Origin of the sequence: Prosthecobacter sp. (assembly GCF_044227185.1) — a bacterium.
In the GTDB taxonomy this organism is placed as follows: Bacteria; Verrucomicrobiota; Verrucomicrobiia; order Verrucomicrobiales; family Verrucomicrobiaceae; genus Prosthecobacter.
This window is the reverse complement of the sequence record NZ_JBGAFO010000004.1, coordinates 32047-46864: the sequence shown is the minus strand read 5'-3', so window position 1 is coordinate 46864 and position 14818 is coordinate 32047. Positions and strand designations below refer to the sequence as shown.

General features: G+C 62.9%; 12 protein-coding genes. 7 read left to right on the top strand and 5 right to left on the bottom strand.

Annotated features, from left to right (window positions below; all coding sequences use genetic code 11):
- Nucleotide 1 precedes the first annotated feature (1 nt).
- Nucleotides 2-1954 (bottom strand): LTA synthase family protein, encoded by a 1953-nt coding sequence (locus ACILSQ_RS10770; protein ID WP_395743627.1) that lies wholly within the window; start codon nt 1952-1954, stop codon nt 2-4.
- A 137-nt stretch (nt 1955-2091) separates the two neighbouring features.
- Between ACILSQ_RS10770 and ACILSQ_RS10765 the strand changes: the two genes are divergently transcribed.
- The 7 genes from ACILSQ_RS10765 (at nt 2092) to ACILSQ_RS10735 (ending at nt 10868) form a co-directional block, all read left to right on the top strand.
- Nucleotides 2092-2817, top strand: a complete 726-nt coding sequence (locus ACILSQ_RS10765) for a response regulator transcription factor (RefSeq protein WP_395743626.1) — start codon at nt 2092-2094, stop codon at nt 2815-2817.
- Nucleotides 2814-3884: a sensor histidine kinase gene (locus tag ACILSQ_RS10760; protein WP_395743625.1), complete on the top strand. Its 1071-nt coding sequence runs from the start codon at nt 2814-2816 to the stop codon at nt 3882-3884. The genes ACILSQ_RS10765 and ACILSQ_RS10760 overlap by 4 nt, the downstream gene beginning before the upstream one ends.
- 67 nt (nt 3885-3951) lie before the next feature.
- Nucleotides 3952-5277: a TolC family protein gene (locus tag ACILSQ_RS10755; RefSeq protein ID WP_395743624.1), complete on the top strand. Its 1326-nt coding sequence runs from the start codon at nt 3952-3954 to the stop codon at nt 5275-5277.
- A 19-nt stretch (nt 5278-5296) separates the two neighbouring features.
- Complete coding sequence (locus ACILSQ_RS10750; protein WP_395743623.1) at nt 5297-6277, top strand: efflux RND transporter periplasmic adaptor subunit; 981 nt, start codon at nt 5297-5299, stop codon at nt 6275-6277.
- A 4-nt stretch (nt 6278-6281) separates the two neighbouring features.
- Entirely contained in the window at nt 6282-9356 is a 3075-nt protein-coding gene (locus ACILSQ_RS10745; RefSeq protein WP_395743622.1) for an efflux RND transporter permease subunit, read from the top strand.
- Nucleotides 9353-10534, top strand: a complete 1182-nt coding sequence (locus tag ACILSQ_RS10740) for an MFS transporter (protein WP_395743621.1) — start codon at nt 9353-9355, stop codon at nt 10532-10534. Before ACILSQ_RS10745 ends, ACILSQ_RS10740 begins: the two co-directional genes overlap by 4 nt.
- A gap of 70 nt (nt 10535-10604) precedes the next feature.
- Nucleotides 10605-10868, top strand: coding sequence for a hypothetical protein (locus tag ACILSQ_RS10735; RefSeq protein ID WP_395743620.1), 264 nt, complete (start codon nt 10605-10607; stop codon nt 10866-10868).
- Here the strand turns inward: ACILSQ_RS10735 and ACILSQ_RS10730 are convergent.
- The 4 genes from ACILSQ_RS10730 to ACILSQ_RS10715 form a co-directional block, all read right to left on the bottom strand.
- Nucleotides 10843-11880, bottom strand: coding sequence for a glycosyltransferase family 9 protein (locus ACILSQ_RS10730; protein ID WP_395743619.1), 1038 nt, complete (start codon nt 11878-11880; stop codon nt 10843-10845). The genes ACILSQ_RS10735 and ACILSQ_RS10730 overlap by 26 nt on opposite strands.
- Nucleotides 11877-12599, bottom strand: coding sequence for a metallophosphoesterase family protein (locus ACILSQ_RS10725; protein WP_395743618.1), 723 nt, complete (start codon nt 12597-12599; stop codon nt 11877-11879). The genes ACILSQ_RS10730 and ACILSQ_RS10725 overlap by 4 nt, the downstream gene beginning before the upstream one ends.
- A gap of 313 nt (nt 12600-12912) precedes the next feature.
- Nucleotides 12913-13374 carry a dihydrofolate reductase gene (locus ACILSQ_RS10720; protein ID WP_395743617.1) on the bottom strand — a complete coding sequence of 154 codons (462 nt, stop codon included), beginning with the start codon at nt 13372-13374 and terminating at the stop codon, nt 12913-12915.
- Nucleotides 13375-13418: 44 nt separating this feature from the next.
- Nucleotides 13419-14777, bottom strand: coding sequence for an MBL fold metallo-hydrolase (locus ACILSQ_RS10715; protein WP_395743616.1), 1359 nt, complete (start codon nt 14775-14777; stop codon nt 13419-13421).
- Between the last annotated feature and the right edge of the window lie 41 nt (nt 14778-14818).

Below are 14818 nucleotides of genomic sequence, written 5' to 3'. Positions count from 1 at the left end.
CTCAGGGCTTGCTGGTATCAGCACCCAGATGCCCGTTGCGGAAGAGCCATGAGGCGGATTGATAAAGCGCAATGGTGTCGTCCAACCGGGACTGCAGTGCCGCCGATTTTTCTGGCGTGATCGTCCCCGCTTTGAGATCGACTTTGCCCAGAGTGAACTCCTGCTTGGGCTTGAGCATGGCAAAGTCCCCCTGCGTGATGTAGGCGATCTTTTGGTAGTTGGAGACATAGATGCGCTCCCTGTCCGGCGTGTAGCCAGCAGAGAAGACGTCCTGGCCAAAGGTGCGCGTGGTGTAGCTCCAGTTCATCATGCCAAACAGCGTGGGCACCACATCGATCTGGCTGCACAGGCGGTCATAGGAGCGCGGCTGGATGAGCTGAGGATTCCAGATGATGCAGGGGATGTGGTACTTGGTCACGTCCAGCTCCATCCTTCCGGCGCTGCCGTGGCAATGGTCCGCCACCACGATGAAGATCGTGTTGGCAAACCACGGTTTGGACTTAGCCTTTTCCAAAAAGTCGCCGATGCACCAGTCCGTGTACTTCACGGCGGCCTCGCGCGAGCCTTGCGGCATGTCGATGCGGTTTTCCGGAAAGGTGAAGGGGCGGTGGTTCGACACCGTCATGACGTGCATGAAAAAAGGCTTGTTCGCCGCATGGTTGGTGTCCGCCTCCTGCATCGCCCAGCGGAAGAGATCCTCATCCGCCACACCCCAGGCGTTTTGAAAAGTGATCTCGCTCTTCGGCTTGGTGCCGCGGTCAATCACGCGGTAGTTGTTGCGGGAGAAGTAGGTGCGCATGTTGTCAAACATGGCGTCGCCCCCATAGACGTAGCTCACATCATAGCCGCGGCTGCGGCAGACGGAGCCGGAGGTGAAGAGGTTCGTGTTCAGCGGCCGCCAGACGATGGACTGCCCCGGCGTGGGCGGCACGCTCAGCGTCAGCGCCTCCAGGCCGCGCACGGTGCGCGTCCCCGTGGCGTAGAGATTGGTGAAGAGGATGCCCTCATCCGCCAGACGGTCCAGATTCGGTGTCAGGTAGGAGCGGATCTTGAAGTTTACCTTGAAGTGGCTCATGAAGGCCGCGCTCAGGCTCTCCACGGAGACAAAAACGATGTTGTGCCGCTTCTCCGGACCTTCGTGTTTGATCACGCGGCGCAGATCCCGCGGGTCATCGCTGGCGGGCGGCGTGTCAGCCAAAATCAGAAGCTCTTTGGCACGAACAAGCGCTTTTTCGATGGGGAACTTTAAATAGAAGCGTTCGAATTCGATCTCACTTTCCCAGAAGGCTGCACACCAGGCATAAGGGCCATTTTTGGCTAGCTCACGATTGAAGTTGTTGCTGAAGCGCGGGAGCTGAGACTCTGAAAAAACATTGGAGATGCCCACCACCAAAGCGGCGATGCCCAGAACGGGCACGATGCGCAGCCTCCAGGCGGGATCTCCCGCGCAAATCCAGCGCACCGTGCCCAGCCGCCACGCCACCCAGACCACGCCGGCCCCCGCGAGGGCCAGCCCGGCATAGATCAGCGGCATGGGGTAGGACTGCTGAATGTTGTCGATCACCTCCTGGGTGAAGACCAGATAATCCACCGCGATGAAATTGAACCGCACCTGGAACTCATCCCAGAAGAACCACTCGGCCACGCCGATGAAGATGAAGACCACCGCGTAAAGCAGCAGAAGCAGTGACACCACCCAGCGCGCCGCCCTGCTGCGCCACAAAGCGGCCGGCAGGAGCAGGGTGAGCAAAAACCAAGGCACCACCGCGTAGCAGGCCGCCAGCAGATCATACCACAGACCCAGGCCGAAGGAGCCCAGCAGCGAGGCATCCCATGCGATGTCGTGCCGCCCTTGAGTCATCAGCGCAATGCGGGTGAGCAGCGCAACCGCCAGAAACATGACGGCGGCCACCAGGGCGCCGCGGGCAAGGACTGAGCGGGGAGTCAGGCGCATGACTGAGGATTGCTGGCACGGGGTCATGGAAGGAGGCGGCGGTCGGCCGAAGAGTATCGGGCCCCGATGAAATGCCGAATGATGAAACGGCTTTCAAGATGAAAAAGCTCTCATCAAAGCCCGCGCCGAGGGACCGCATGACAACTTCATCATTTGCCGTCATGGTGGTGCGCGCTTCCTTGCATGCCATGCACATCCTGATCGTCGAAGATGACTCCAAGACCGCCGCGCTGCTGACCAGCGCGCTGCGGCAGGAGGAGTTTGAGGCCAGTCATGTGGGAGATGGGGAAAGCGGCCTGCAGAAGGCGCTGAGCGGAGGTTTTGACGCCCTGCTCGTGGACATCATGCTGCCGCAGCGCGACGGCCTGAGCCTGGTGCGGGAGCTGCGCCGGCAGGGACGCGGCACGCCCGTGATCATGCTTTCCGCCCGCGGCGAGGTGGAGCAGCGCGTGGAGGGGCTGAATGCGGGCGCGGATGATTATCTGCCCAAGCCCTTTGCCATGTCCGAGCTGCTGGCGCGCCTGCGCTCGCTGCTGCGGCGGAATGTGGCGCTCAAGCCCACGGTGCTGGGCATCGCGGACCTGACATATGACACCGGCACGCGCGAGACGCGGCGCGCGGGCAGGCGCATCGAGCTCTCCTCACGCGAGAGCCTGCTGCTGGAGTGCCTGCTGCGCGCGGAGGGCCGCGTCGTCAGCCGGCGTGAGATCATTGTCAGCGTGTGGGAGTATGACTTTGATCCGGGCACCAATCTTGTGGACGTGTATGTGCGGCGCCTGCGGGAAAAGATTGATCGCACCCACTCGCCGGTTCTCATTCACACCGTGCGCGGCCTGGGATACGCGCTGAGCCTCCAGTCATGACACTGCGCCGCCGCATCCTGCTGCACTACGCCGCCACGCTCAGCGTGTCCCTGGTCATCGTGGCGTTCTGGAGCTGGTTTGAATTCACCGAACAGCAGGAGGTGGCCAGGCATGACGGGCTGGAGGCCAGCCTGCGGGAGTCGCCTCTGAAGGAGACGTTTGAGATCATCCTCTTTGGCGGGCTGCCCGCGCTGCTGCTTGGGATCATCGGCGGGAGCCTGCTCATGCGGCATGCGCTGCGCCCGATGGAGGAGCTGACGGAGGCGCTGGAAAAAACCACGACGTCCAACCTGGCCGAGCCCGTGGCACGCAGCGGCAACGGGGATGAACTGGACCGCATGGCCGCGGTTTTCAACGGCATGAAAGAGCGCCTGGGCGCCTCCTTCACCCAGACACGCGAGTTCACCCTGCATGCGTCTCACGAACTGAAAACACCGCTCACCATCCTTCATGGCACTCTGGAGCAGATGATGAAAGACAGCGCCACTCCGGCGGCGCAGCGGGAGCGCATCGCCTCCATGCTGGAGGAGGTGCAGCGGCTCTCGGTCATCGTGAGCCAGCTCGCCTTTCTGGCCAAGGCGGATGCCGGCATGCTGGAGTCCGCGCATGGCGCTGTGGCCCTGCATGACCTCGTGCGGGATCTGGTGGAGGACCTCACGCTGCTTTCCGCCTCGCAGCACATCTCCGTCACCCTCCAGGCATGCCAGCCCGCGCAGGTGACGGGAGATCGCATGCGTCTGCGGCAGCTGCTGCTGATCCTGGGGGACAATGCCGTCAAGCATAACCACAGGAATGGCAGCATCGTGCTGGAGCTGCAGGTGGAAGGGGACCGCGCCGTTTTTCGCATCACCAATACCGGGCCGGTGCTGCCCCCTGAGCTGCGCTCCCGTGTGTTTGAGCGCTTTCTTCGCGGAGATGCCTCCCATGGCAGCACCGTGGAAGGCAGCGGCCTGGGCCTGAGCATCGCGGAATCCATTGCCAAATCACATCGCGGCAGCCTCGCATTTGAAGTTTTGGCGGAGGAGCGCACCCGGCTTGTTCTGAGTCTTCCGTTCAGTAGGTTCTGAGCCCATTAATGACAACCTTTTCACTGGTGGGTTGTTACGAATTTAGCTTGGGTGGAAGACGTTCGTCATGAAATGCTTTTTGTCCTGGCTCACCCTCTCCGCCGCTCTCTCGACCTCATGCATGAGCTATCGGGCGCGTCCCCTTTCGGCGGAGGCCTCTTCGGCGGCATTTGCCGGACGTTCCTTGAGCGATCCCGGCCTCCGGCAGTTTCTGGCAGAGCAAAAAGCCGGGCAAGGCGCCTGGGGCGTCAACCGGCTGGCTCTGGCCGCGACGTATTTCCACCCGGATGTGGCTCTGGCGCGCGCCGAGGCGGACGAAATGGCAGCCGCCATCAAGACGGCGAAACAGCGGCCCAATCCCATCTTCACCTTCGGGCCGCAGTATGCCAGCTTTCAACGCAACAACCTCACGCCCTGGTTCCTGGCGGGAAACGTCTTCTACCAGATCGAAACCGCCGGCAAACGCACGCGCCGCACCGAGCAGGCGCTGGCAGCGGCGGAGGCGGCCCGCTGGCGTGTCTCTGCGCGCGCCTGGGCGGCACGCTCGCGGGTGCGTGCAGCCATGCTGGAACTGCACAGCGCGCGGGAAAACATCCGCCTGCTGGAGACAGAGCAGCGGCTGCATGACGAGGCGATCAAGAAACTCACGGCGCAGATGGAGGCGGGGGATGTGTCGCCGTTTGAGCTCACGCAGGCGCGCCTGGCGCTGAACCGCACACGTCTGGCGCTGCAGGATGCCCAACGTCTCGCGGCTACCGGAGAGGCGAGGCTCGCTGCTGCGGTGGGAGTTCCATTGTCAGCTTTGAAAAGCGTCTCGCTGGACTTTTCCAGCTTCACGCGCCTGCCGGCACAGAGCACCAGCAGCAGCCGGCGTCTGGCTTTGACTCAACGCGCGGATCTGATGGCGCTGCTGGCGGACTATGCGGCGGCGGAGTCTGCGCTGCGGCTGGAATACGCGAAGCAGTACCCTGATGTGCGCCTTGGTCCCGGCTTTGATTACAACCAGGGGCAGAACCGCTGGCAGCTCGGCGTGAGTTTTGAACTTCCCATCAATGGCAACCGCGGCCCCATCGCGCAGGCGGAGGCGAAGCGCAAATCGGCCGAAGCGCGCTTTCTGGCGCAGCAGGACACGATTCAAGGCGAGCTGAACATCGCGCTGGCCGCCTACGAAGCCTCGCGGAAGAAGGCGCAGACCGCCGCCTCATTGTCCCAGGAGGCCGGCGCTGCCGCAGGCACGACGAAACGCATGGTGGAAGCCGGGGAGCTCTCGCCGCTGGAACTCACGCGCCGCCAGATTGAAGCCAGCACGGCGAATCTTGCCCGCATGGCCGCGGAGATCGAGGCGCAGACCGCCGCCGGAGCGCTGGAAGACGCCATGCAGGCCCGCCTTTGATTTTTCACCCGAGCACATCATGAAAATCTTCATCCCATTCGCACTTCTCTTCGCAGCGAGTTTGCTGCACGCCGCAGATTCAGGCGGTGCTGCTCCTGCCGCCGTGACCAAGGAGGGCGACCTTGTGGTCGTCACGCTCAAGCCTGATGCCGAGCAGAAGCTGCGGCTGAAAGTGGTGCCTGTGGAAAAGAAGCGCGTACCAGGCTCACGCCTGTTTTCGGGCGAGGTCGTTTATCCGCTCGCTGGAGAAGGCAGCGGCGTCGCCCCTGTGCTGGGTGGCACACTCGATGAGGTGCTGCGTCTCGCAGATCTGCAGGCCGCTGCGGATGGCCGCATCCTCCAGGCCAAGGTGCAGATCGAGGCGGCGAAGATCGCCCTGGAGCGCGCGCAGAAAGTGCTGAATGCCGAAGCTGGCAGCGTACGTTCGGTGGACGAAGCGAAGACGGCGCTTTCGCTCGCCGAGAGCGCGCTGGCGACCGCGAAAGCCCAGCGTGACATCCTTGGAGATCCCGTGGGCAAGCCAGGTGGCAGCAAACGCGCCTGGGTGCGCGTGGCCATCTACAGCGGCGAAATCAACCTGCTGGATGCCACGGCCTCCGCGAGCATTCGCATGCTGGGAGCTGATGCAAAGAGCCAGAGCGCGGAGCCCGTGACCGGACCGCCCACGGCCAACGCTTTGACAAATACCGTGGACTGGTATTACCAACTGCCAGCGGACAACACCCTGCGTGCCGGAGAGCGTGTGGCTGTGGAGATTTCCACGCGGGGAAATCAGGAGGAGCACCTCGTCATTCCCTTCAATGCGGTGCTGAACGACATTAATGGCGGCCAGTGGGTCTATGTGCAGACCGCCGAGCACACCTACACACGCAAGCGCATCCAGGTGGCCCGCATCTCAGGTGCTGAGGCGGTGCTGGCCAGCGGCCCGGCCGTCGGCAGCAAAATCGTGACAGACGGCTCTGCGGAGCTCTTCGGAACGGAATTCATGACGGGGAAATAACGCCATGCTGAATTCCATCGTCACCTGGGCGCTGAACATGCGCGTGCTTGTCGTTGCCGCTGCGCTCGCGCTGCTGCTCGTCGGCATCAATGCCACGAAGAACGCCCCGCTGGATGTCTTCCCTGAATTCGCCCCGCCGCTGGTGGAGGTGCAAACGGAGGCCCCGGGCCTTTCCACCGAAGAGGTGGATGCACTCGTCACCGTGCCGCTGGAAAACTCGCTCAACGGTCTTCCTTTCCTCAAAACGCTGCGCTCAAAATCAGTGCTGGGGCTCTCCTCCGTGGTGATGATCTTCGACACCGGCACGGACATCCTCAAGGCGCGTCAGCTTGTGCAGGAGCGCTTGAACCTCGCGCAGGGCCGCCTGCCCGCCGTGGTGAAGCCTCCGGTGCTCATGTCGCCTTACTCATCTTTGAGCCGTGTGCTGAAAGTGGGCCTGACATCCAAAACGCTCTCGCAGATGGAGCTCAGCGAGCTTTCCCGCTGGACCATACGCCCGCGCCTGATGTCTGTGCGCGGAGTCGCCAATGTCGCCATCTGGGGACAGCGCGACAAACAGTTCCAGGTGCTCGTGGAGCCCCAACGCCTGCGCGCCGCCGGTGTCACGCTGGATGCGATCACCAAAGCCGCAGGCGATGCGGCGGTGATCAGCGCAGGCGGATTTGTGGACACACCCAATCAGCGCCTCAGCGTGGCGCAGCTTGCCTTGATCGTCACGCCGGAGGATCTCGCCCGCACCGTGGTGGAGTTCCGCAATGGCGCTCCCATCCGCCTGGGGGATGTGGCCGAGGTGAAGATCGGCAATCCCGCACCGATTGGTGATGGCGTCATCAACGACGGCCCGGGCATTCTCCTCATTGTCGAAAAGCAACCCTGGGGCAACACGCTGGATGTGACCCATGGCGTCGAAAAAATGCTGGAGGAGCTAAAGCCCGCGCTGCCCGGCGTGGAGGTGGACAGCACCATCTTCCGTCCCGCCACCTTCATTCAGCTTTCCATGGACCACCTCACCGAGGCGCTGTGGCTCGGCTGCCTTCTCGTGGTCGTCGTGCTCGCGCTGTTCCTCGGCGACTGGCGCACCACCATCATCAGTCTTACCGCCATCCCGCTCTCGCTCGCTGTGGCGCTGCTGTTTCTGGCGTGGAGAGGAGAAACGATCAACACCATGATTCTCGCGGGTCTCATCATCGCGCTCGGAGAAGTGGTAGATGATGCGATCATCGACGTGGAAAACATCCTGCGCCGTCTGCGGCAGAATGCGGTGCTGGCAGAGCCGAAGTCAAAGCTGCGGGTCGTGCTTGAGGCGTCGCTGGAGGTGCGCAGTGCGGTGGTATACGCCAGCGTCATCATCGTGCTGGTGTTCATTCCGGTGTTCTTCCTGCCGGGTCTGGCGGGCACCTTTTTCAAGCCGCTGGCGCTTTCTTACATCCTCGCCATCAGCGCCTCACTCGTCGTGGCTCTCACAGTCACACCCGCGCTGAGTTTGATGCTGCTGAAAGTCAAAACAGGTCAGCATCGCGATGCCCTCGTCGCTCGTGGGCTCAAGGCCATGTATCGCGCTGTGCTCCCCGTGTTTGCACGCAGTCCTTGGCTGGCTCTGCTCATTCTCATCGGTACCTTCGCCTTCACTGGATTCATCTGGCACACGCAGCTCAAAGAAGAGTTCCTGCCCAACTTCAAGGAGCGCGACTTCCTCATGCACTGGCTGGAAAAGCCGAACACTTCGGTCGAGGCGAGCACGCGCATCACCATCGCCGCCAGCAAGGACCTGCGCGCCATTCCCGGTGTGCGCAATCTCGGTGCGCACATCGGCCGCGCGGAGGTCGCGGATGAAGTCGTGGGCCCCGATTTCACCGAACTCTGGATCAGCCTCTCCCCCGACGTCGATTACGATGAGACCATTCACAAAGCGCAGGCCGTGGTGGATGGCTACCCTGGCCTCACCCGCGATCTGCTGACCTTTTTGCGCGAACGCGTGAAGGAAGTCCTCACCGGCGCCAGCGCCAGCATCGTCGTGCGCATCTTCGGCTCGGATCTCGATGTGCTGCGCGATCGCGCAGCCGCCGTCGGCGCCGCATTAAAGGATGTGCCCGGTGTCAGCGCGCTGAAGGTCGAATCCCTCACGCTCGTGCCGCAGATCACCGTCAAGCTGCGACCCGAGTCTGCCGCGCTGCACGGCCTCACCGCTGGCAAGGTGCGCCAGGCGGTCACCACGTTGATCAGCGGCAGAAAAGTCGGCGAAGTGTATCAGGACCAGCGCGTGCATGACGTCACCGTGTGGAGCCTGCCCGCCGTTCGTGCCGACTACACCACCCTGCGCGATCTTTTGATCGAAACACCCGCGGGCGGCCACGTGCGCCTCGCCGATGTGGCAGATCTCGCCATCGTGCCCACGCCGAATGCGATCAAACGCGAAGGCGCTTCACGCCGCATCGATGTGACCTGCAATGTCACCGGCCGTGCTCTCGGTGAGGTGGCCAAGGAAATCGAAGACCGGGTCGGCAAGGTTCAGTTCCCCGCGGGCTACCATCCCGAAATCCTCGGGGAATGGGCCGAGCGCCAGTCCGCGCAGAGCCGCCTGGGCTGGCTCGCACTCGCATCCTTCGGCGGCATTCTCATGCTTCTGCTCGCTGATTTTCAATCACCGCGTCTGGTGGTGCTGATCGCCCTCACGCTGCCGTTTGCGCTCATCGGCGGAGTCATGGCGGCCTGGCTGGGCGGGGGCACCCTGTCCCTCGGTTCTCTCGTTGGCTTTGTCACGGTGCTCGGCATCGCCGCGCGCAATGGAATCCTGCTCGTCAGCCACTACCGTCATTTGCAGACGGATGAGGGCCGCGCCTTCGGTCTCGATCTCGTCTTGGAAGGCAGCGCTGAGCGTCTCGTTCCCATCCTTATGACCGCCTCCACCGCCGCGCTGGCGCTGCTGCCGCTGGTGCTCAAGGGCAACGTGCCTGGCAATGAAATCGAGCGTCCCATGGCCCTCGTCATCCTCGGCGGCCTCGTCACCAGCACACTGTTGAACCTGTTCCTGCTTCCGGCCCTGTACGCACGTTTTGGCAAAGTGAAAAATATTGCATGAGCACCTCCAAGACGCCGGCTCTTCGTCAGCGCCTGCCCGCCACCGTCTGGGCGCTGGGCTGGGTTAGCTTTTTCACGGACGTCTCCACCGAGATCATCTACCCGCTGCTCCCGATCTTTCTCACGACCACGCTTGGCGCCAGCATGGCGTTTGTCGGATTGGTGGAAGGCATCGCAGAGTCCACGGCCAGCCTGCTCAAGATCGCCAGCGGCTGGTGGTCGGACCGGGTGAAAAAGCGCAAGCCGCTCATGATCGCGGGTTATGGCCTCAGTGCGCTCACGCGTCCCTTGATCGCCCTCGCAGCCACAGGCGCGCACGTGCTGGGCGCGCGCTTCATCGACCGCATTGGCAAAGGCATCCGCACCTCGCCGCGGGATGCGTTGCTGGCGGCCTCGGTGCCGCCGGAGCAGCGCGGCGCAGCCTTTGGTGTGCAGCGTGCCATGGACAACGCGGGCGCCGTATTCGGCCCCCTCATCGCCTGGATCATGCTGCAGTGGTTCACGAAAGACTACCGCCTGCTGTTCTGGATCGCCGTGATTCCCATGGTCGGGGCCATGGCCAGCCTGATCTTTGGCACGCGGGATCAGGCCCCCGCTGCGGCACCGGTTGAAGAAAAAGCCCACGTGGCCTTCAAGCTCACACCCGGCTTCAAAAGCTACCTCGGCGCGGTCCTCCTCTTCACGCTGGGAAATTCCAGCGATGCCTTCCTGCTGCTGCGTGCGCAGGCGGTGGGAGTTCCTGTCAGCAGCCTGCCGCTGCTGTGGCTGGCGCTCAGCCTGGTGAAGTCACTCAGCAGTTATCCCGCAGGAGTCTTGAGCGATCGCCTCGGCCGTCGCGGCCTCATCATCGGCGGCTGGTGTGTGTATGCACTGGTGTATGTCGGCTTCGGCTTCGCCAGCCAGCCCTGGCACATCTGGGCCCTGTTCCTCGCGTATGGCCTCTTCTACGGCATGACGGAATCCACCGAGCGCGCCCTCGTGGCCGATTTCTATCCCGACGCCCAGCGCGGCCGCGCCTTCGGCAGCTTCAATTTCATCACCGGCATCGGCGCCCTGCCGGCCAGCCTCCTCATGGGCTGGCTCTGGACGGCCTATGGGCCCTTGGTTGCCTTTGGCAGCGGTGGCGCGCTCGCCCTGTGCGCCGTGATCTGGTTCGGGCTCAAAGTTCCGCGCGCATGAGAAAACGATGCTGCAAATTCAGGACAGATATTTTTCGCCCTTCGCGTAGTCTCACCACACCCACATCCTCATGAAAATCATCCTTGCCCTTCTTTTCACCCTCGGTCTCGCTCATGCCGCCGACACCAAAGCTCCTGAAGGCATTCCCGCTTCCTACCCGCTGAAAACCTGCGCCGTCTCAGGCGAAGCCTTCGGCGGCGAAATGGGCAAGCCCGTGAAGGTCACCCACGAAGGCACGGACGTTTACCTCTGCTGCAAATCCTGCCTGAAGGACTTCAAGGCCGACCCCGCCAAGTACGTGAAGATGGTCAAGGACGCTGCGGCAAAAAAGTAAGCCGCCGGACCACCCATTCGCCCATGTCGCGTGCATCTTGATCCTGCACGCAGGCATCACGCTGGCATTCCTCAGCGCTGAATTCCGCCCGGGACGCGATGCGTCCCGCTTTCCAAACATGCACGGCCACCGGATACGGCCCCACCTTGCGCGGATCACTCCAGGTATGAATGCCGAGCGTCTGCGGATTCACCGCCGCCGCGATGTGCATGGGCCCGCTGTCCACGCTGACGCAGAACTGCGCCCGGCGCATGAGCCAGATCAGCTCGGGCAGGGAGGTGCGGTTGCTCCAGTCATGAATGTGGCCGCCCGTGGGCCGGGTCGCATCTGCGGTCATGCCCACCAGCACCACCGGATGCGGTGCCAGCGCATCGCACAGCGCCTGCAAGGCAGAATTGGAAAGCGATTTCCCCTCGCCCCGTGACCACGGATGCACCGCGATAAAACCCGTCAGCGAATCCGGCCAGCCAGCCGGTGCGGTGCCGGGCGTGAGCTCAAAAGCCACATCCTCCGGCTCAATCCGTATGCCCAAAGCACGTGGCATTTCCAGATACCGGTCCACCGCATGCGCTCCGGCATCCACCGGCACGACGTGATTGTAAAAAAAGCGCGATCCTTCACGTGCATCCGAAAGGCCGATGACGGATTTGGAGCCTCGCCAGGTGCTCACAAGGCCGCTGCGCAGCAGCCCCTGAAAATCCAGCACGATCTCCGGTTCCTCTCGCGGCAGCGTCATCCAGGTGCGGCGCCAGTTCCAGAAGCGCAGCAGTCCCGCCAGGCCCCGGAAGGTTTTGCGGGGGAAGGAGAGCACTTCATCGAGCAGCGGGCTGCCCTGGAGGATGGGCGTCCACTCGGTGTTGGCCAGCCAGCGGATTTTGAGCTGCGGGTGCGCGTCGCGGAGGGCTTTCACCGCAGGCAGAGTGTGGACAATGTCTCCCAGGGAGCTGGGTTTGACGATCAGCGCGGAGCGGAAATCGCGCAGGCTGGGAAGCTGGCGCGAAGAGCCGCTCATTTGCCCAGGGCCAGGCGGTCCGCCAGCAGGGAGGGCAGGCCGGCGGCGCGGATTTTGCTCTGCGCGGTCTCGATGTCGTATTCCAGCCGGCGGATCGAGATCGTCTGCGCCTGCACGTCGTAGATGGCGTAGGCGGCGCGCCAGTCGCCATCACGCGGCTGGCCCACGCTGCCCACGTTGACAAAGTACTTCACCCCGCGCTGCAGCTGGATGTCCGTGCCACGGGCGGCGCGAACGGCGTCGTCCTTTTCAAAAATGCGGGGCACGTGGGTGTGGCCGTAAAAGCAGACCTGGGTAAACTGGTAGCTGAAGCTCGCCATCGCGTCGAAGCGGTTGGTCACGTAGCCCCAGTTGCCGGGGGAGTCGAGCGTGGCGTGGACGATGGTGAAGTCCCGCACCTGGCGCACCAGCTTCAGGTCCCGCAGCCACTGACGCTGCTCCCCGGAGAGCTGTTCACGTGTCCAAAGCAGGGCGTTCTGCGCCAGGGGGTTGAGCTCTTCCAGCGAACTCTCGCAGGCGGCGCCTTCATCGTGGTTGCCGCGCACCACGGGGCAGCCCATGTCCTGCACGGTTTGCAGGCACTCGGCCGGATTGGCGGCGTACCCGACGATGTCGCCCAGGCAGACATAATTGGAGCAGCCCTGCTCCTGAGCGTCCCACAGAACGGTCTGCAGGGCTTCAAGATTGGCGTGGATGTCTCCGAAAATGGCGAATTTCATCGTCTAAGGTTGGCGGCGATCAGCCGCACCTTCGGGACATGCGCAGGGAAATCAAGCATTTCGGCATCAGAAACATTCCTTCCATTAAGGGGCTGCTGAGGGGTGGTCGGTGGAAAAGCAAACGGGGCGGATCACCCGATCCGCCCCGTCGCTTGATAGAGAGTCCAACAGCCAGAAGGAACCACTATTTGAAAGTTGTGACTGAACCGTCTCCAGTTCGTTGTCTGCGGGTATTCTTCCACACATCGAAAACGATGCGTCAGGCGCTCGTAAATGAGTTGTAAGGCAGTTGTAAATCGGCCTTCAGCGATGCTTAAAGTCGTTCGTAATACCGAAATTCTAAGCCCTCTGCCTGGCCGACGACCTCCTTGAGCCGGAAGAGGTGCTCAAAAGGCGGCAGGAGCACATCGCCCTCGTAAGGCTGGGTGATCCAGGTGAGGTAGAGCCCGTCGCACCGGGGCAGCAGCTCTTCGAAAACGCGTGCCCCGCCGATGACGAAGACGGTCTCCGCCTCGCCGCACACCTGCGGGAGTTCAGCGGCGCTGCGAATCACGGTCACTCCCTCGCGCGGCTCCATGGTGTGGCTCAGCACGATGTTCTGGCGCCCGGGCAGCGGCCTGCCGATGGAGTCGAAGGTGGCGCGGCCCATCAGGATGGGGTGGCCGAGGGTGGTGCGTTTGAAAAACTTCAGGTCCTCCGGGAAATGCCACGGCAGTTTGCCCTCGCGCCCGATGACGCGGTTGCTGGACATGGCGACGATGGCGATGAGGCGCATGGAGGGAATGACGAAACCCGAATGTCTAATGACGAATGTTTGCCTTACCAGAGGTCGATGGGTTGATGCGGCTCGGGGCGGATGATCTCGGTTTCGGGAATGGTTTCGTTGAAGCGGTTGGTGAACCACATCTGCGCGGGTTCCTCGCCATGGACGAGCAGGAGCTTCTTGGGCTTCACCTTCTCGATGTATTCGGCGATCTGCTCGCGCGAGGCGTGGGCACTCAGGTCAAAGCTCTCAATGCGGGCCCGCAGCTCCACGGCGGGCAGGTCCCTGGCCAGCTTGATCTTGGTGCCGGGGGTGGCCGTGCGGATCTTGTAGCCGGGAGATTCGGGATCGGTGTAGCCCACGAAGCAGACGGTGTTGCGCGGGTTGTCCAGGAACTTCTGGGCGAAGACATTGGAGACGGTGTGCTCCGTCATCATGCCGCTGGAGAGCGCATAGAGTGTGCGCGGGCTGGAGACGAGCTCCTGGCGCTTTTTGTTTTTCCGGGGCACGAGCATTTTCATGTCGTCCAGCAGGCGGAAACCGGGGTAGCTGCGGCGGCTGCGGGAGGCGTAGTGGTCGTAGAGCACGGTGATCTTGGTGCTCAGCCCGCCGATGTAGAGCGGCATTTCGGGAATGAGGCCCTCCTCATTGAGCTCGTGGAGCATCATCATCACCTCCTGCGTCTTGCCCAGGGCAAAGACGGGGATCATCACCGCGCCGCCGGCTTCATGCGTGTCGCGGATCACGCCGGCCAGGCGTTCCTTTTCATTCTTGCGGGAAAAGCCCTCCGGGCGCGCGTAGTCGCCACGGGTGGTCTCGGTGATCATCACATCGATGCCGCTGGTGGGGAAATCCGCGGCGCGGCAGATGGTCTGCGCTTCAAAGTTCACATCGCCGGTGTAGAAGAGCGTGTTGCTGCCTTCACGGATCAGCACGCCGGTGGAGCCGAGGATGTGGCCGGCGTCAAACATCGTGGCCTCCAGATTGGTGTCCGGGAGTTCAAAGGGGCGGTCGATGTCGCGGTAGATCCACTGGGCGCGGATCTCATCCAGCTCCCGGTGGGTGAAGAGGGGGTATTCGGTGATGCTCTCCTCCTCGCGCTGCTTGGTCATCACATTCACGGAGTTGTGCAGCATGGCGGAGGACAGCTCGCCGGTGATTTCCGTCATGAGCACCGGCGTGTGGGGCTGCTTGCGCTGCAGCACCGGCATGGAGCCGATATGGTCGTGATGCGCGTGGGTGATGACCACTGCCTGGGCCGACTGGTGCGGCAGCGGGCCGAAATCTGGCAGCGCGCCGTAGCCTGCCTGCTTGGGGTGCATGCCGGAGTCGAGCACGACGCGATGTTTACCGGCTTCGAGGAGGTAGGAATTGGCGCCGATCTCACGCCGGCGGGTCAGGTTGCGAAAACGCATGCAGTAATTTTTTGGGGGAGGGGGAGGCGGACACTAAGGGG